Origin of the sequence: Pseudomonas sp. BT76 TE3572, from assembly GCF_050435365.1 — a bacterium.
In the GTDB taxonomy this organism is placed as follows: domain Bacteria; phylum Pseudomonadota; class Gammaproteobacteria; order Pseudomonadales; family Pseudomonadaceae; genus Aquipseudomonas; species Aquipseudomonas fluorescens_W.
Window position 1 is genome coordinate 5,618,825 of sequence record NZ_JBNDKE010000001.1, and the last position, 17,308, is coordinate 5,636,132.

A 17,308-nucleotide genomic window follows, 5' to 3' on the forward strand; every position below is an offset into this window, starting at 1 on the left:
CTTTTTTGTATCGACAGTTCAGGCAACAATAAACCAACGGCAATTAAAAAAGCCCCCGGACAATCACTCATCCGGAGGCTTTTTGTGTCGCGCGAAACCTGATTACTTCTTCAGGCCGTAATGCTCATCGAGCATGCCCGGCGCGTTCGGGGCTTTGGGGGCGTAGTCGCGAGGCGGCTCCTGATTGCGCGGCGGCGTCAGGCGTTCACGTGGGGCGGCTGCCGCATCGGCGTGCAGGGAGGCCAGCAGGCGTTGGCGGGTTTGCTCGTCCAGGGCCAGGCGGTTGGCACCCTCGGCGAGATGATCCTGCACTTCCTGATAGCTCTGAGTCAGTTTCTTGACCAGGTTTGCAGTGCTGTTGAAGTGGGTGACCACCTCGTTCTGATAACTGTCGAAACGTTCCTGAATGTCATCCAGCTGACGTTGTGTGCTGCTCGGAGCGGCATTCGGCACCAGGCGAGCGATCAGGAATCCAATGGCGACACCCACAACCAGGGCAAGAGTCGGCAACAACCAAACTAAGAGCGAGTGTTCCACGAGTCCTTCCTCTATAAACGGCTTTGCTTTACGTTAACGGCTCGAACCTGCGCTGTATACCGCGATTCACTCGCAATAGATTGGCACAGACAATTTGCTAGACGAGTCGACCCGATTCGAGGTCACGGAGTTCCTTCCTTGCTTATGCGCGAAACCCCTGTAGTGATTGATGGCCCGGTGGGTCAGTTGGAAGCCCTCTACCTGGATAACGAGCAGCCGCGCGGCATTGCGCTGATCTGCCATCCGAACCCGGTGCAGGGCGGCACCATGCTCAACAAAGTGGTCTCGACCTTGCAGCGCACCGCGCGCGACGCCGGTTTGATTACTTTGCGTTTCAACTACCGTGGCGTCGGGGCCAGTGAAGGCTCCCACGATATGGGCACCGGTGAAGTCGACGATGCTCAAGCGGTCGCCGAATGGCTGCGGGCCGAACACCCGGACTTGCCGCTGACCCTGTTCGGTTTCTCCTTCGGCGGTTTTGTTGCAGCAAGTCTCGGCGGGCGCCTGGAAGCCAAGGGCGAACAGCTGAAACATTTGTTCATGGTCGCGCCCGCTGTCATGCGTCTCGGCGATCAGGATCAACTGCCGCAGCAAGGCGAACTGACGCTGATTCAGCCAGAAACCGACGAAGTCATTGATCCGCAGCTCGTTTACGAATGGTCCGACAAGCTCGAGCGCCCCCATGAGCTGCTGAAAGTGGCAGAATGCGGACACTTTTTTCATGGCAAGCTGACCGATCTCAAGGATCTGATCCTGCCGCGTCTTTCGAATTGATTGCAGTCTGACAAGCGATTACCCATGACGACTCGTACCCGTATCCTCACCGGCATCACCACCACCGGCACGCCGCACCTGGGCAACTACGCCGGCGCCATCCGCCCGGCGATCCTGGCCAGCCGTGACAGCAATGCCGATTCGTTCTACTTCCTGGCCGACTACCACGCCCTGATCAAATGCGATGACCCGCTGCGCATCCAGCGCTCGCGTCTGGAAATCGCCGCGACCTGGCTGGCCGGTGGCCTGGATGTGGACCGCGTGACCTTTTACCGTCAGTCCGACATCCCGGAAATCCCCGAGCTGACCTGGCTGCTGACCTGCGTTGCCGCCAAGGGCCTGCTCAACCGCGCCCATGCCTACAAGGCCTCGGTGGACAAGAACGTCGAAACCGGCGAAGACCCGGACGCCGGTATCACCATGGGCTTGTACAGCTACCCGGTGCTGATGGCCGCGGACATTCTGATGTTCAACGCCCATAAGGTGCCGGTCGGCCGTGACCAGATTCAGCACGTGGAAATGGCCCGTGACATCGGTCAGCGCTTCAACCATCTGTTCGGTCAGGGTAAAGAATTCTTCACCATGCCCGAGGCGCTGATCGAAGAAAGCGTCGCCACGCTGCCAGGCCTCGACGGTCGCAAGATGTCGAAGAGCTACGACAACACCATTCCGTTGTTCAGCAGCGCCAAGGAAATGAAAGACGCGATTTCGCGGATCGTCACTGACTCCCGTGCACCGGGCGAAGCGAAAGATCCAGACAACTCGCACCTGTTCACCTTGTACCAGGCGTTCGCCACCCCGGCGCAGGCCGACGAGTTCCGCAGCGAACTGCTGCAAGGCCTGGGTTGGGGCGAGGCGAAGAATCGTCTGTTCCAGCTGCTGGACAACGAATTGGGCGAGTCCCGCGAGCGCTATCATCAACTGATCGAACGCCCGGCAGACCTGGAAGACATCCTGCAGATCGGCGCCAAAAAGGCCCGTTCGGTGGCGACACCGTTCCTTCACGAACTGCGTGAAGCGGTTGGGCTGCGCTCTTTCGTCGCTCAGACCCAGGTCGCGACCACCACCAAGAAGAAAGCCGTGAAAGCCGCGCGTTTCGTCAGTTTTCGCGAAGAAGACAGCAGCTTCCGTTTCCGTCTGCTGGCGGCCGATGGCGAGCAACTGCTGTTGTCGCGCAACTTCGCCGACGGCAAAACCGCAGGACAAGTGACCAAGCAGTTGCAATCGGGTCAACCGTTGGATGTGCGTAGTGAAGACCGCAGTTTCAGCGTCTGGCTGGAAGGCGAGTGCGTGGGCGACAGCCCGACATTTGCTGACAACGCCGCTCGCGACGTCGCCATCGACACCTTGCGGGTTGCTCTGACGCCGGTTCAGGAATAAATCAGCGGCTCGGCCCGACCAAGGGCCGATTGCCATTCCCACGGGCCGTCGCTACAGTGTCGGCCCGTTTTTGTTGCCTTGCTAACGAATTATGACGCCCCTAGAACGATATCAAGCTGATCTGAAACGCCCGGAATTCTTCCATGACGCCGCGCAGGAAACTGCGGTGCGCCACTTGCAGCGCCTGTACGACGATCTGGTCGCGGCCTCGCACAGCAAACCGGGTCTGTTCGGCAAACTGTTTGGCAAGAAAGACGCGGCACCGGTCAAGGGTCTGTACTTCTGGGGCGGCGTCGGCCGTGGCAAGACCTATCTGGTCGACACCTTCTTCGAAGCGCTGCCGTTCAAGGAAAAGGTCCGCACTCACTTCCACCGCTTCATGAAGCGCGTGCACGAAGAGATGAAGACTCTCGGCGGCGAGAAAAACCCGCTGACCATCATCGCCAAGCGCTTCTCCGACGAAGCCCGGGTGATTTGTTTCGATGAGTTCTTCGTGTCCGACATCACCGACGCGATGATCCTCGGCACGCTGATGGAAGAGCTGTTCAAGAACGGCGTGACCCTGGTCGCGACTTCGAACATCGTGCCGGACGGTCTGTACAAGGACGGCCTGCAACGTGCGCGCTTCCTGCCGGCCATTGCGCTGATCAAGCAGAACACCGAGATCGTCAACGTCGACAGCGGCGTCGATTATCGTCTGCGTCACCTTGAGCAAGCGGAGCTGTTCCACTTTCCGCTGGATGACGCGTCCCACGAAAGCCTGCGCAAGAGCTTCCGCGCCCTGACGCCGGAATGCACGGCAGCCATCGAAAACGACGTGCTGATGATCGAGAACCGCGAAATCCGTGCCTTGCGCACCTGCGATGACGTGGCCTGGTTCGACTTCCGCGAACTCTGCGATGGCCCGCGCAGCCAGAACGATTACATCGAGCTGGGCAAGATCTTCCACGCCGTGTTGCTCAGCGGTGTCGAGCAGATGAGCGTCACCACCGACGACATCGCCCGACGCTTTATCAACATGGTCGACGAGTTCTACGACCGCAACGTGAAGCTGATCATTTCAGCTGAAGTCGAGCTCAAAGACCTCTACACTGGCGGTCGCCTGAACTTCGAGTTCCAGCGCACCCTTAGCCGTTTGCTGGAAATGCAGTCCCACGAATTCCTGTCCCGGGCGCACAAGCCGTAGGATATTTCGGAAATGAAAAAGGGCCTGCATTTGCAGGCCCTTTTTTATATCCAGAATTCACCGCAAACCCTTTAGGAGTGAGCCTGCTCGCGATAGCGTCCGTCCATACAGCATTGATGTGGCTGACACACCGCTATCGCGAGCAGGCTCACTCCTACATGGGTTTTGTGTGTGGATAGAGAACTACGCCGCTTGCTGGAACTGCTGTCGATACTGGTTCGGCGACATTTCAGTGTGCTGGCGGAACAGCCGAGCGAAGAAACTCGCATCGTCGTAACCGACTTCATAACTGATGGTCTTGATGCTCTTGCGGCTGCCGGACAGCAGGCCCTTGGCCGTCTCGATGCGCAGGCGTTGCAAGTAATGCAGCGGCTTGTCGCCGGTGGCGGTCTGGAAGCGTCGCATGAAATTACGGATGCTCATGCCGTGTTCGCGAGCCACGTCTTCGAAGCGGAATTTGTCGGCGAAGTGTTCTTCGAGCCAGTGCTGGATCTGCAGGATGATCACATCCTGGTGCAGCTTCTGACCGCCGAAACCGATTCGGCCCGGCGAGTAGCTGCGCTGCACTTCATAAAGAATGTCCCGCGCCACGGCCTGAGATACGTTGGCGCCGCAGAAGCGTTCGATCAGATAAATGTAAAGGTCGCAGGCCGATGTGGTGCCGCCCGCGCAATACAGGTTGTCGGCATCGGTCAGGTGTTTGTCCTGATTGAGCTGCACCCGTGGGAAGCGTTCGGCAAACGCATTGAAGAAGCGCCAGTAAGTGGTCGCTTCCTTGCCATCGAGCAGCCCGGCCTCGGCCAGCCAGAACACCCCGGTGGCTTCGCCGCAGAGCACCGCGCCGCGAGCATGTTGCTGACGCAGCCAGGGCAGGACCTGTGGATAACGTTGGCAAAGGGTGTCGAAATCGTCCCAGAAGGCTGGAAGGACAATGATGTCGGCGTTTTCCAGGCCGCCGTCCACCGGCATGATCACGTCGCTGAAGCTGTTCACCGGTTTGCCGTCGGGGCTGACCAGGCGGGTTTCGAACGCCGGAGTCAGGCCTTGGCCCAGTTGTTTGCCATAACGCAGGCTGGCCAGGTGGAAGAAATCTTTGGCTTGCATGAGGGTGGAAGCGAAAACCCGGTCGATAGCCAGGATGCTGACGCGCCTCAGGGGCGTGGAGACTTGGTTAGACATAATTCAACTTTATTCTTATAGGGGAAAGTGGTCACCAGACGGCTGGATCGTCTTATTTTTTGTCGGGTGTGTCCAGTGTCCTGTATCGGATGCGAGGCATAGTCTCTGAAGGTCAATTCCGGCTAACAACAACGACAGGTGCCGCATGATCCCCAGAACCTTGTTCAGTTCCGAGCACGAACTTTTTCGCGACAGCGTGCGAACGTTCCTCGAAAAAGAGGCCGTGCCGTTCCATGGTCAGTGGGAAAAACAAGGCTATATCGACCGCAAACTCTGGAACAAGGCAGGGGAGGCGGGGATGCTCTGTTCGCATCTGCCGGAAGAGTACGGCGGCCTGGGGGCGGACTTTCTCTACAGCGCGGTGGTGATCGAAGAGATCGGTCGTCTCGGTCTGACCGGTATCGGTTTTTCCCTGCATTCGGACATCGTCGCGCCGTACATCCTGCATTACGGCAGTGAAGCGCTGAAACACAAATACCTGCCGAAGCTGGTGTCCGGCGAGATGGTTACGGCGATTGCCATGACCGAGCCGGGTGCTGGTTCCGACCTGCAAGGGGTGAAAACCACGGCGGTGCTCGATGGCGACGAGTATGTGATCAACGGTTCGAAGACATTCATTACCAACGGCTATTTGGCGGACCTGGTGATTGTCGTGGCCAAGACCGATCCGAAGGCCGGCGCGAAAGGCACCAGCCTGTTTCTGGTGGAGGCCGACACCCCAGGCTTCGCCAAGGGCAAGCGTCTGGAAAAAGTCGGCATGAAGGCTCAGGACACTTCGGAACTGTTCTTCCAGGACGTTCGGGTGCCCAAGGAAAACCTGTTGGGGCAGGCCGGGATGGGCTTTGCGTACCTGATGCAGGAATTGCCTCAAGAGCGTCTTACCGTTGCTATCGGCGGGCTGGCTTCGGCTGAAACTGCGTTGCAATGGACGCTGGATTACACCCGCGAGCGCAAGGCATTCGGCAACGCGATCGCCGACTTCCAGAACACCCGCTTCAAACTGGCGGAGATGGCGACCGAAATTCAGATCGGTCGGGTCTTTGTCGATCGCTGTCTGGAACTGCACCTGCAAGGCAAGCTCGACGTGCCGACCGCGGCGATGGCCAAGTATTGGGGCACCGACCTGCAATGCAAGGTACTCGACGAGTGCGTGCAGTTGCATGGCGGCTACGGTTTCATGTGGGAATACCCGATCGCCCGGGCGTGGGCGGATGCGCGGGTGCAGCGGATTTATGCGGGGACCAATGAAATCATGAAGGAGATTATTGCGCGGTCGCTTTGACCTTGCGGTGACTGTTAGGCCGCCATCGCGAACAGGCTCACTCCCACAGGGATTGCGCAAAACCTGTGGGAGCGAGCCTGCTCGCGAATGGGTCTATGAGTCAATCAAGGAGCCGGGTTCGGGTGATCCTTGTGAATCGCCTCGATTCCTTCCAGCACTTCATCCGACAGCTTCAACTCGAAGCTCGCTAAATTGCTTTCAAGCTGCTCCATGGTCGTCGCGCCAATGATGTTGCTGGTCACAAATGGCTGCTGAGTGACAAACGCCAACGCCATTTGCGCCGGGTCCAGGTCGTGTTCACGCGCCAGTGCCACATAACGGCTGCACGCGGCTTCCGACTGCGGGTTGAAATAGCGGCTGAAGCGGCTGTAGAGGCTCAGGCGGCCTTTAGGCGGACGCGCGCCACCTTCGTACTTGCCCGACAGGAAACCGAACGCCAGCGGCGAATAGGCGAGCAGGCCGCATTGTTCACGGATGGCGATTTCCGCCAGGCCGACTTCGAAGCTGCGATTGAGCAGGTTGTACGGGTTCTGGATCGACACCGCGCGCGGCCAGCCACGGGCTTCCGCCAGGGCGAGGAAGCGCATGGTGCCCCATGGTGTTTCATTGGACAGGCCAATGTGGCGGATCTTGCCGGCCTTGACCTGTTCGTCCAGCGCTTCGAGGGTGTCTTCCAGTGGCGTGAGGTTGGCCTCAGTTATGTGTTTGTAGCCGAGCTGACCGAAGAAATTGGTGCTGCGCTCCGGCCAATGCAACTGGTAGAGGTCGATGTAGTCGGTCTGCAAGCGCTTGAGGCTGGCGTCCACGGCTTCGGTGATGTGCTGGCGGTTGTGCCGCAGTTTTTTGTCGCGGATGTAGTCGATGGTGTTGCCGGGGCCGGCGATCTTGCTGGCCAGGATCCAGTCGGCACGATCACCGCGGCTTTTGAAGTAATTGCCGATGTAGCGCTCGGTGGTGGCGTAGGTTTCGGCCTTGGGCGGCACCGGGTACATCTCGGCGGTATCGATGAAATTGATCCCGGCACTCTTGGCCCGCTCAATCTGGGCGAAGGCTTCAGCCTCGCTGTTTTGCTCGCCCCAGGTCATGGTTCCGAGGCAGATGGCACTCACGTTCAGATTGGTTCGGCCTAGCTGTCGATAGTCCATCGGGTGCTCCTTGGGCAAAACAATCATAAAAGCAGGTTGAATTATTTTTCGCAATCTGCATAATTGCGCACCTCTTTCTGCAGTGGAAGTGATGCGCCGCCGCCGAAGAATCTTGCCGTTGAACGGACGCGCCGACCCGAGCCCCCGAAAGCGTCTGTATCCGGCTGCCTTTGACTTGTCAAAGTACGCACTATTCAGTAAGATCCGCCGTCTAATTTACAGGGCGGCCCCTGAGGCTATAAAGAATGAAAACTTTTACTGCTAAACCGGAAACAGTACAGCGCGACTGGTTTGTCGTCGACGCTGCAGGTCAGACCCTGGGTCGTCTGGCCACCGAAATCGCGAGCCGTCTGCGTGGCAAGCATAAAGCTGAGTACACTCCTCACGTTGACACCGGCGATTACATCGTCGTTATCAATGCCGAGCAGATTCGTGTAACCGGTGCTAAAACCACCGACAAAATCTACTACTCCCACTCCGGTTTCCCGGGCGGCATCAAGTCGATCAACTTTGAAAAGCTGATCGCTAAAGCCCCTGAGCGCGTGATCGAGACCGCGGTCAAAGGCATGCTGCCTAAGAACCCGCTGGGTCGCGACATGTATCGTAAGCTGAAAGTCTATGCGGGCGCTGTACACCCTCATACTGCTCAGCAGCCCCAAGAACTGAAGTTTTAACGGAATAGTTCATTATGTCGGCGACTCAAAATTACGGCACTGGCCGTCGCAAGACCGCAACCGCACGCGTTTTCCTGCGTCCGGGTACTGGTAACATCTCCATCAACAACCGCACCCTGGAAAATTTCTTCGGCCGCGAAACTGCCCGCATGGTAGTTCGTCAGCCGCTGGAACTGACTGAGACTGTCGAGAAATTCGACATCTACGTCACCGTGATCGGTGGTGGTGTAAGTGGTCAAGCTGGCGCAATCCGCCACGGTATCACTCGCGCACTGATGCAGTACGACGAAACCCTGCGTGGCGCTCTGCGCAAAGCTGGCTTCGTTACTCGCGATGCACGTGAAGTTGAGCGTAAGAAAGTTGGTCTGCGTAAAGCGCGTAAGCGTCCGCAGTACTCGAAGCGTTAATTCGCTTTTACGTTCAAGAAGAACGCCCAGTTTCCTCGCGAAGCTGGGCGTTTTTTTATGGGCGCGATTTATTAAAGAATTGCTCTGTGACAACTTGCCACAGCCGTAGAAGCCCTATACTGCAAGGCTTGGCAGTGGAGCCCCTCGGTAATTACCTTGTCAGAATTGGGGCTTTTCATTACCATTCGGCAAAATTTTTATAAGTTCAGATTTTTACTTAGTAGACGCCTGATTTAACAGGCCACAAAGCTGATGGGAGAGGACTGAATGAGCAATGACGGCGTGAATGCAGGCCGGCGTCGCTTCTTGGTAGCAGCCACATCCGTGGTGGGTGCTGCAGGAGCGGTGGGGGCTGCGGTCCCGTTCGTGGGGTCATGGTTTCCCAGTGCCAAGGCGAAAGCCGCAGGTGCACCGGTGAAGGTGAATGTCAGCAAAATCGAGCCAGGACAGCAGATGATTGCTGAGTGGCGCGGTCAGCCGGTGTTCATTGTCCGCCGAACCGCGGAAATCCTGGGGAATCTGAAAAAGATCGAGGGCCAGCTGTCTGACCCGACCTCCAAGAACTCGACACAACCGACCTACGTTGATCCAGAAACGCGTTCGATCAAGCCAGAGGTTCTGCTGCTGATCGGTATCTGCACGCACCTGGGTTGCTCGCCGACCTTCCGTCCAGAAGTGGCACCTGCGGATCTGGGCAAGGACTGGGTAGGTGGTTATTTCTGCCCTTGCCACGGTTCCCACTACGATCTGGCTGGCCGCGTCTACAAGTCGCAACCTGCGCCTTTGAACCTGCCAGTTCCCCCGCATTCCTATGAGACCGATGACATCATTGTCATTGGCGTCGATACGGAGAAAGCGTGATGAGCAAGTTCATGGATTGGGTTGATGCGCGCTTCCCCGCGACGAAAATGTGGGAAGACCATCTCAGCAAGTACTACGCCCCGAAGAACTTTAACTTCTTCTACTTCTTTGGCTCCCTGGCACTGCTCGTTCTGGTCAACCAGATCGTTACCGGTGTCTGGCTGACCATGAGCTACACCCCGTCGGCGGAAGAAGCGTTTGCTTCTGTCGAATACATCATGCGCGACGTCGAGTACGGCTCGATCCTGCGTCTGCTCCACTCCACTGGCGCTTCGGCGTTCTTCATCGTGGTCTATCTGCACATGTTCCGTGGCTTGCTCTACGGTTCGTACCAGAAGCCGCGTGAGCTGGTGTGGGTCTTCGGCATGCTGATCTATCTGGCGCTGATGGCTGAAGCCTTCATGGGTTACCTGCTGCCGTGGGGTCAGATGTCCTACTGGGGTGCCCAGGTGATCATCTCGCTGTTCGGTGCGATCCCGGTCATCGGCAACGACCTGACTCAGTGGATCCGTGGTGACTACCTGATTTCCGGTATCACCCTGAACCGCTTCTTCGCCCTGCACGTTGTGGCCTTGCCGATCGTGATCCTCGGTCTGGTGGTGCTGCACGTTCTGGCGCTGCACGAAGTCGGTTCGAACAACCCGGACGGCGTGGACATCAAGAAATTCAAAGACGAAAACGGCGTACCGCTGGACGGCATTGCCTTCCACCCGTACTACACCGTGAAAGATATCGTCGGCGTGGTGGTGTTCCTGTTCATCTTCTGTTCGATCGTGTTCTTCTTCCCGGAAATGGGTGGTTATTTCCTCGAGAAGCCGAACTTTGAAGTGGCGAACGCCTTCAAGACGCCAGAGCACATTGCTCCGGTCTGGTACTTCACCCCGTTCTACGCGATTCTGCGGGCGATTCCGGACAAGCTCCTGGGCGTTATCGCCATGGGCGCGGCCATCGCTGTGCTGTTCGTCCTGCCATGGCTCGATCGTAGCCCGGTCAAGTCGATGCGCTACAAAGGCTGGCTGAGCAAGATCTGGCTCTGGGTGTTCTGCATCTCGTTCGTGATCCTGGGCGTGCTGGGCGTACTGGCCCCAACCCCTGAGCGGACGTTGCTGTCGCAGGTATGTACCTTCCTGTACTTCGCCTACTTCATTCTGATGCCGTTCTACACCAGGCTCGAGAAGACCAAACCGGTTCCGGAAAGGGTGACTGGCTGATGAAAAAGCTATTTGCTGTACTGATTCTTGCTGCTTTGCCTGTGCTGTCCTTCGCGGCCGAACACGGTGGTCCTGAGCTGGAAAAGGTCGATATCGACGTTTCCGACAAGGCTGCCATGCAGGATGGCGCACGTACATTCGCCAACTACTGCATGGGCTGTCACAGCGCCAAGTTCCAGCGTTACGAGCGTGTCGCCGATGACTTGGGCATTCCGCACGACCTGATGCTCTCGAAGCTGGTGTTCACCGGCGCCAAGATCGGCGACCACATGAGCATCGGCATGCAGCCGGCTGACGCCAAGACCTGGTTCGGTGCGGCTCCGCCCGACCTGACCCTGGTCGCTCGCGTTCGTGGCACTGACTGGCTCTACGGTTACCTGAAATCTTTCTACGAAGACCCATCGCGCCCTTGGGGCGTGAACAACAAGGTGTTCCCGAACGTCGGGATGCCTAACGTTCTGGTCGGCCTGCAGGGTCGTCAGGTGGTAGGCTGTAAACAAGTTCAAATCGTCGAAGACGGCAAGAAGCAATACGATCCGCTGACCGGCACGGCTTTGACGCATGAAGCCTGCGACCAGCTGACCATACTGCCGAAAACCGGCACGCTGAACGAAGAGCAGTTCGACGAGAAGGTCAAGAATCTGGTGACCTTCCTGGCCTACTCGGCCAACCCGGTGAAGCTGCAGCATCAGCGCATCGGTACCTATGTGTTGCTGTACCTGGCGTTCTTCTTCGTATTCGCATACTTGCTCAAGCGTGAATACTGGAAAGACGTCCATTGATATTGCTGTAAAATTGCTGTCAATCGCGCGCGCCCAAGGGCGTCTCTGAAGGTGTAACGAGCCTGGTGATCCAGGCGTTACGAGAGGCGCCCTCTGGGCGCGCGCGTTTTTCCGTTTCCGATAATTTCAACAAGCGAGGAGGACCGCCATGGGCGTGACCAATCGGTTGGCCTGTTACTCCGACCCCGCCGACCACTATTCCCACCGAGTGCGTATCGTACTTGCAGAGAAGGGTGTCAGCGCCGAGATCATTTACGTGGAAGCTGGTCGCCAGCCGCCTAAACTGATTGAAGTGAACCCTTACGGCAGCTTGCCCACCCTGGTCGATCGTGACCTGGCGTTGTGGGAGTCGACCGTGGTGATGGAATATCTGGATGAGCGTTACCCGCACCCGCCTTTGCTGCCGGTTTATCCAGTGGCGCGTGCCAACAGCCGTCTGCTGATTCATCGTATTCAGCGTGACTGGTGTGGTCTGGTGGATCTGATCCTGGATTCGAAGACCAAGGAAGCAGCCCGTGTTGTGGCTCGTAAAGAGCTGCGCGAAAGCCTGACTGGTGTGTCGCCGTTGTTCGCCGACAAGCCGTTTTTCCTCAGTGAGGAACAAAGCCTGGTGGATTGCTGCCTACTACCAATACTCTGGCGATTGCCGATCCTGGGTATAGAACTGCCGCGGCCTGCCAAGCCGCTGCTTGATTACATGGAGCGCTCGTTTGCGCGTGAGGCTTTCCAGGCGAGTCTGTCTGGTGTCGAACGCGATATGCGCTAAGGCTTAAGGAGCCGCTATGAACTCCAGTCGACCTTATCTGGTCCGCGCGCTCTACGAGTGGATTGTGGACAACGATTGCACCCCGCACATGCTGGTCAATTCCGAGTATCCGTCGGTGCAGGTGCCTCAGGGTTTTGCCAGTGACGGACAGATTGTCCTGAACGTATCGCCGGCAGCCGTGCGTCATCTGCACATGGACAACGAAGCGGTCAGCTTCGAAGGGCGCTTCGGTGGCGTACCGCACACCCTGTACGTGCCTATCGCGTCGATCCTGGGCATTTACGCCCGGGAGAACGGTCAGGGCATGGTGTTCGATCTGGAATCGCCTATGGAAGACGAGGAAGAGATCGAGCCGGATGACGATATTCCGCCACCCGACAGCGAGCCGCCGCGTCCCAGCGGTCGACCGAGTTTGAAGGTGGTGAAGTAATAAAAAAGGCGATCCGAAAGGATCGCCTTTTTTATTACTGTAGGAGTGAGCCTGCTCGCGATGGCGGTCTCAAGGACACCATCGCAAGCAGTGCTCCTGCAGGATCAGTCAATGTACTCAAACAACTTCACAATCTTCTGCACACCGGAAACGCCTTGCACCAGGTTGGTCGCTTGGGCAGCTTCCTGTTTGGTCAGCAGACCCAGCAGGTAGACGATGCCGTTCTCGGTGACAACCTTGATGCGCGAGCCCGGAATGTTCGGGTCGGTGAGCATCTGGGTCTTGATCTTGGAGGTCAGCCAGGTGTCGTTCTGCCGGGCAAGGAAGCCGGAAGGTGGCAGGACTTGCAGTTCGTTGTGGACTGTCTTCACCCGCTGAACAGCTGCAGCGGCCTGTTCGGCTTTGGCCTTGAGGTCTGCGCGCGGGGTTTGCCCGGCAAGCAGAACGACGCCATTGAAGCTGGTGACGACGATGTGCGAGTCGTTATCCAGCGCTGGATCGGCCTTGGCGATGTTCACGCCAACCTTGGTGTCGATCAGAGAGTCGTCGATCTTGCTGCCGAAGGTGCGGGTGCCGCGGTCATCTTCAATCGGTGCTTCACGGCTGGCGTTTACCACCGAGGTGCAGCCGCTGATGCCGAGGCACAGGGTCAAGGCCAGAAGGCCTAGGCGATTAGGGGTCATTCTTCACTCCCGAACAGTTGGCTGTCGATCAAATCGCAAAGGCAATGGATCGCCAGCAGGTGGACTTCCTGAATACGTGCGGTGACGTTGGCCGGTACGCGAATCTCGACGTCCTCAGGCAATAGCAGCGACGCCATGCCGCCGCCATCGCGACCGGTCAATGCTACGACAATCATTTCGCGGTCATGTGCGGCCTGGATCGCTTGAATAATGTTTGCCGAGTTGCCGCTGGTGGAAATCGCCAGCAATACGTCCCCCGGCTGGCCGAGGGCGCGGATCTGTTTGGAGAAGATTTCGTTGTAGCTGTAGTCGTTGGCGATCGAGGTGATCGTCGAGCTGTCGGTGGTCAGCGCGATGGCTGGCAGGCTCGGACGCTCGCGCTCGAAACGGTTGAGCAGCTCGGACGAGAAGTGCTGGGCATCACCGGCAGAGCCGCCGTTGCCGCAGGACAGCATTTTGCCTTCGTTGAGCAGGGCGTTGACCATCACCTGGCTGGCTTGCTCGATGTGCGGTGCAAGTACGTCCATCGCCATTTGCTTGGTATCGATACTGGCCTGAAAAAGCTGGCGAATTCGGGATTGCATGTCCATCTGTGTGACCTTAATTAGCGCGGCTACTCGGCACATGAATGTGCAGCCCGCAAAGCAAAGAGCAAAAGTGTTGGGTGAAAGTGTCCGGCTCGAGGTGCTCGCGATCAGCTGTCGAAGGCATTTTGCAACCAATTCAACTGATCGAGGTTGCTGTCGATGGCAACCACGTCGAAACGGCAAGGGGAATTGGCCCAGCGCGACTCGCGCTGAAGAAAATACTGCGCGGCAAATATCAGCTTCTGCCGTTTGCGCTCATCAATGCTATCGAGCGCGCCACCCCATTGAGTGTTTTTTCTGTAGCGGACTTCAACGAATACTACTGTATCGCCATCAAGCATGACCAGATCAAGCTCACCGCGTTTACACAACCAGTTCTGCGCCAGCAGGCGCAGACCCTGTTGTTGAAGATGCTCGAGCGCATGGCGCTCGGCATCTTTACCGCTTTGCTGGCGTGACCTGTCGGGCATCAGCGTGCGGTGTCCGGCAGGCGTTGAACCTGACCACTCACGAACTGTGCCCACGGCAACTGACGCACAACTCGTTGGTTAGCGGTCATGCCCAGGCTGCCCGATTGACCTTCGATGCGGCTGTCCGGCAGAGCCTTGAGTTGACCCAGGCGTGGTGCCAGGCGATAGGCGTCAACGCCCATCGCGTACAGACGACCCAGGCTGCCAGCAGCTTGTGGCCATTGTGCGGTCACTTGTTTGCGCAGTGGGTCGTTGGCCTCCAGCAACCATGGGGTTTCGCAGAAGCGGATGCCGTTCATGTCGTTGTACTGATTCACATCACCGCTGGCGCTGAACACGTGGGAGGTGGCGTAAACCGGCACGTCGCCGGCGTACTGGAAGTTCAGGGTTGGCTTGATCTGCTGGGCTTGCTGAGGCGTTGCAGCCAGGAAGATGAACTCGATGTCCTGGCGACGCGAAGGCTGGGCAGCTACCTGCCCGCCAACGGTGCTTTGCAGGCTCTTGGCACGACCTTCGCTCTGACGCAGCTGGAACATGTCGGCAATCTGCTGGGCCAGTTGAACCGGTTGGTCGACACGTTCGGTAGCGACGATGCTGCCACCGTTAGCCTGCCAATCCTGGCTGAACGCTCTCAGCACGCGATCGCCCCATTCGCCTTTCGGCACCATGATGGCTGCGCGATGCAGGCCATCGGCGCGAGCGCGACGCGAGACTTCACGAGCTTCGTCTTCAGCAGCCAGACCAAACTGGAACAGTTGGGCTGGGCCCTGTTCGCCTTCGCTGTAATTCAGCGCCAGGGTGGTGATCGGCAGTTGCGGGCGAGCGCTGAGCTGTTTGACCAGCGGTTTCTCCAGCGGGCCTACGACCAGTTGCACGCCATCGGCCTGAGCCTTGCGGTAGAACTCGTCCATCGAAGTGAGTTTCGAGCTGTCATAGAACTCGATGGCTGGCGGCTTCTGCCCGGCTTGTTGGGCCTGGTAGTGAGCAGCCATGAAACCTTCGCGCAGTGCTTTGCCGACCGACGCCAGCGGGCCGTCTTGTGGCAACAGCAGGGCGATTTTGCTCAGGGGCTGGCTGGCCAGGTCCTTGAGCTTGGTCAGTGGCAACGGCAATTGAATGGCGGCCGGGTGCTTTGGGTTCTGTGCGCGCCAGTTGTCGATCGCGGCTTGCTGCTGTTCCAGGGTGCCGGCAGTTTTCACCGCCAGCGCCAGGCCCATCCAGCCGCCGAGGTCGTCGGTGGCGCTCGGCTGCAATTGATCGGTCGGCAGCGAGGCGATCAGGGTCCAGATCGCTTCGTGGTTTTTGCTTGCCGCTTCACCTTCGAGCATTGGCGCAATAAAGATGCGTTCCCGTGCGGCAGCCAGCGTCTGGCCATCGGCTTCAAGGGCGCGGGCATGGACGGTGCCGGTGCGAACCTGTTGCTCGACCGGCAGTTCGCTCAGGCGTTGCAGGCTCGGATGACTCAAGGCAGTCAGCGCCGCTTTGGGCTGATTGCGAACCATGGCCAGTTCAGCCGCCAGGGTGCTGGCGAAAACCTGTTGGCCAGGCTTGAGTGTTTCGACGGGGACTTGTTGCAGGATTTGCGCGGACTGGCCGGCATTCCCTTGACGATAGGCCAGGTCTGCCGCGCTCAGGCGCAACAGGGAGGCTTTTTCCGGGTCTTTGCTTTGAGCGGCCTGTGCGAGCAACTGCTCGATACTGGCGTCCGGGGTGCGTGGAAGTTCGCCAAGGCTGGAGGAGGGCGAGCTGGCGCAAGCCGCCAGCAAGGCAGCGAGGCAGAGGGCAGTGAACAGCCGCAGGCAAGCGATCATGTAGTGTTCCTGATACTCGATCAAATTAGCGTGGAATTGTACCCAAGCACTGGCCGGGGCGCGATGTTACTGGTGTGAATCGATCAATTTAGCTCGTGCAAATGTTGCGGCACTGCACAAAAGGGCGCAAAACCGTGGGTTGCTTGCGCGATCGCGAACGTCGTGACGCGCTACAATGGCGGCTTTTACCGATCATGAGGTGTGCGCTTTGACTGCTCCAGGTGCTTTGAATTCCGCTGCTGGCTCGCTTTATGTGGTGGCGACGCCCATCGGCAACCTGGACGATATCAGTGCGCGTGCGCTGAAAATCCTGCGAGAGGTCGCCTTGATCGCTGCCGAAGATACCCGTCACTCTCAGCGATTGATGCAACATTTCGGTATTCCTACACCGCTGGCAGCCTGTCATGAACACAATGAGCGGGATGAAGGTAGCCGCTTTATCACTCGCTTGCTCGCCGGTGACGATGTGGCGCTGATTTCCGATGCCGGCACGCCGTTGATTTCCGATCCGGGTTATCACCTCGTGCGTCAGGCTCGTGCTGCGGGTATCAATGTGGTGCCGGTTCCGGGTGCCTGCGCATTGATCGCGGCGTTGTCGGCGGCGGGGTTGCCGTCGGACCGTTTCATCTTCGAAGGCTTCCTGCCGGCCAAGGCTGTCGGTCGGCGCGCCCGTCTTGAGTTGGTAAAGGAAGAACCGCGCACGCTGATTTTTTATGAGGCGCCACACCGCATCCTTGAATGTCTGCAAGACATGGAGCTGGTGTTCGGTGGGGAGCGCCCGGCTTTGCTGGCCCGTGAAATCACTAAAACCTTTGAAACCCTTAAAGGCTTGCCACTGGCCGAGTTGCGCGAGTTCGTCGAGTCAGACAGCAATCAGCAGCGCGGTGAATGCGTGGTGTTGGTGGCGGGTTGGTCTGCCCCCGAGACCGAGGACGCCGTCAGCAGTGAAGCGATGCGCATTCTGAATCTGTTGCTTGAAGAAATGCCGCTCAAGCGAGCCGCAGCGTTGGCGGCGCAAATTACCGGCGAGCGCAAGAATGTGCTTTATCAGGTCGCGCTGGATAAACAGAAGGGCGAGTGAAAACCGACGTACAGGCGCAGCCCAAGGCGTTTAGCGCTTGTCCTTCGGCCGCTCTGCCGTTA

19 protein-coding genes are annotated in these 17,308 nt (G+C 58.2%); 12 read left to right on the forward strand and 7 right to left on the reverse strand.

All coding sequences use genetic code 11. The annotated features are described in order from the left end of the window. Positions 1-102 precede the first annotated feature (102 nt). Positions 103-537 carry a YhcB family protein gene (locus tag ABH912_RS25615; RefSeq protein WP_008025941.1) on the reverse strand — a complete coding sequence of 145 codons (435 nt, stop codon included), beginning with the start codon at positions 535-537 and terminating at the stop codon, positions 103-105. A 144-nt stretch (positions 538-681) separates the two neighbouring features. On the opposite strand from ABH912_RS25615, the gene ABH912_RS25620 reads away from it, so the two are divergent. The 3 genes from ABH912_RS25620 (at position 682) to zapE (ending at position 3,877) form a co-directional block, all read left to right on the forward strand. Continuing rightward, positions 682-1,311, forward strand: coding sequence for an alpha/beta hydrolase (locus tag ABH912_RS25620; protein ID WP_429511922.1), 630 nt, complete (start codon positions 682-684; stop codon positions 1,309-1,311). Between the two features lie 24 nt (positions 1,312-1,335). Further along, positions 1,336-2,691, forward strand: coding sequence for a tryptophan--tRNA ligase (locus ABH912_RS25625; RefSeq protein ID WP_033061314.1), 1,356 nt, complete (start codon positions 1,336-1,338; stop codon positions 2,689-2,691). Between the two features lie 91 nt (positions 2,692-2,782). After that, on the forward strand, positions 2,783-3,877 hold the full coding sequence (gene zapE, locus ABH912_RS25630; protein WP_008155962.1) for a cell division protein ZapE: 1,095 nt from the start codon (positions 2,783-2,785) through the stop codon (positions 3,875-3,877). A 183-nt stretch (positions 3,878-4,060) separates the two neighbouring features. On the opposite strand, the gene ABH912_RS25635 is transcribed toward zapE, so the two are convergent. Beyond that, positions 4,061-4,957 (reverse strand): GlxA family transcriptional regulator, encoded by an 897-nt coding sequence (locus ABH912_RS25635; protein WP_429513160.1) that lies wholly within the window; start codon positions 4,955-4,957, stop codon positions 4,061-4,063. Between the two features lie 244 nt (positions 4,958-5,201). Between ABH912_RS25635 and ABH912_RS25640 the strand changes: the two genes are divergently transcribed. Beyond that, a complete protein-coding gene (locus ABH912_RS25640; protein ID WP_429511923.1) occupies positions 5,202-6,338 on the forward strand; it encodes an acyl-CoA dehydrogenase family protein in 1,137 nt (378 codons plus the stop codon). Positions 6,339-6,442: 104 nt separating this feature from the next. On the opposite strand, the gene ABH912_RS25645 is transcribed toward ABH912_RS25640, so the two are convergent. Next, positions 6,443-7,483, reverse strand: coding sequence for an NADP(H)-dependent aldo-keto reductase (locus ABH912_RS25645; protein WP_429511924.1), 1,041 nt, complete (start codon positions 7,481-7,483; stop codon positions 6,443-6,445). A gap of 245 nt (positions 7,484-7,728) precedes the next feature. Here ABH912_RS25645 and rplM point away from each other — a divergent pair, with 245 nt between their 5' ends. The 7 genes from rplM (at position 7,729) to ABH912_RS25680 (ending at position 12,614) form a co-directional block, all read left to right on the forward strand. Next, positions 7,729-8,157 (forward strand): 50S ribosomal protein L13, encoded by a 429-nt coding sequence (rplM, locus tag ABH912_RS25650; RefSeq protein ID WP_007905295.1) that lies wholly within the window; start codon positions 7,729-7,731, stop codon positions 8,155-8,157. Between the two features lie 14 nt (positions 8,158-8,171). Next, positions 8,172-8,564, forward strand: coding sequence for a 30S ribosomal protein S9 (rpsI, locus tag ABH912_RS25655; protein ID WP_003216038.1), 393 nt, complete (start codon positions 8,172-8,174; stop codon positions 8,562-8,564). A 267-nt stretch (positions 8,565-8,831) separates the two neighbouring features. Continuing rightward, on the forward strand, positions 8,832-9,425 hold the full coding sequence (petA, locus tag ABH912_RS25660; RefSeq protein WP_033061319.1) for a ubiquinol-cytochrome c reductase iron-sulfur subunit: 594 nt from the start codon (positions 8,832-8,834) through the stop codon (positions 9,423-9,425). Next, positions 9,425-10,636: a cytochrome b gene (locus tag ABH912_RS25665; protein ID WP_008155974.1), complete on the forward strand. Its 1,212-nt coding sequence runs from the start codon at positions 9,425-9,427 to the stop codon at positions 10,634-10,636. Before petA ends, ABH912_RS25665 begins: the two co-directional genes overlap by 1 nt. Beyond that, positions 10,636-11,418 (forward strand): cytochrome c1, encoded by a 783-nt coding sequence (locus tag ABH912_RS25670; protein WP_033061320.1) that lies wholly within the window; start codon positions 10,636-10,638, stop codon positions 11,416-11,418. The genes ABH912_RS25665 and ABH912_RS25670 overlap by 1 nt, the downstream gene beginning before the upstream one ends. Positions 11,419-11,566: 148 nt before the next feature. Continuing rightward, complete coding sequence (locus ABH912_RS25675; protein WP_027922678.1) at positions 11,567-12,184, forward strand: glutathione S-transferase N-terminal domain-containing protein; 618 nt, start codon at positions 11,567-11,569, stop codon at positions 12,182-12,184. Positions 12,185-12,200: 16 nt separating this feature from the next. Then, positions 12,201-12,614 (forward strand): ClpXP protease specificity-enhancing factor, encoded by a 414-nt coding sequence (locus ABH912_RS25680; RefSeq protein ID WP_008155980.1) that lies wholly within the window; start codon positions 12,201-12,203, stop codon positions 12,612-12,614. Between the two features lie 104 nt (positions 12,615-12,718). Here ABH912_RS25680 and ABH912_RS25685 read toward each other — a convergent pair whose 3' ends face one another. From ABH912_RS25685 to ABH912_RS25700, 4 genes are all read right to left on the reverse strand, one after another. Beyond that, positions 12,719-13,297 carry a BON domain-containing protein gene (locus ABH912_RS25685; protein ID WP_008147477.1) on the reverse strand — a complete coding sequence of 193 codons (579 nt, stop codon included), beginning with the start codon at positions 13,295-13,297 and terminating at the stop codon, positions 12,719-12,721. Continuing rightward, positions 13,294-13,887 carry a phosphoheptose isomerase gene (locus tag ABH912_RS25690; RefSeq protein WP_008025961.1) on the reverse strand — a complete coding sequence of 198 codons (594 nt, stop codon included), beginning with the start codon at positions 13,885-13,887 and terminating at the stop codon, positions 13,294-13,296. The genes ABH912_RS25685 and ABH912_RS25690 overlap by 4 nt, the downstream gene beginning before the upstream one ends. Positions 13,888-13,991: 104 nt before the next feature. Beyond that, complete coding sequence (locus ABH912_RS25695) at positions 13,992-14,354, reverse strand: YraN family protein (protein ID WP_019582357.1); 363 nt, start codon at positions 14,352-14,354, stop codon at positions 13,992-13,994. Continuing rightward, positions 14,354-16,165 carry a penicillin-binding protein activator gene (locus ABH912_RS25700; protein ID WP_033061324.1) on the reverse strand — a complete coding sequence of 604 codons (1,812 nt, stop codon included), beginning with the start codon at positions 16,163-16,165 and terminating at the stop codon, positions 14,354-14,356. The genes ABH912_RS25695 and ABH912_RS25700 overlap by 1 nt, the downstream gene beginning before the upstream one ends. 175 nt (positions 16,166-16,340) lie before the next feature. On the opposite strand from ABH912_RS25700, the gene rsmI reads away from it, so the two are divergent. Then, positions 16,341-17,246 carry a 16S rRNA (cytidine(1402)-2'-O)-methyltransferase gene (gene rsmI, locus ABH912_RS25705; protein ID WP_165353260.1) on the forward strand — a complete coding sequence of 302 codons (906 nt, stop codon included), beginning with the start codon at positions 16,341-16,343 and terminating at the stop codon, positions 17,244-17,246. Positions 17,247-17,308 lie beyond the last annotated feature (62 nt).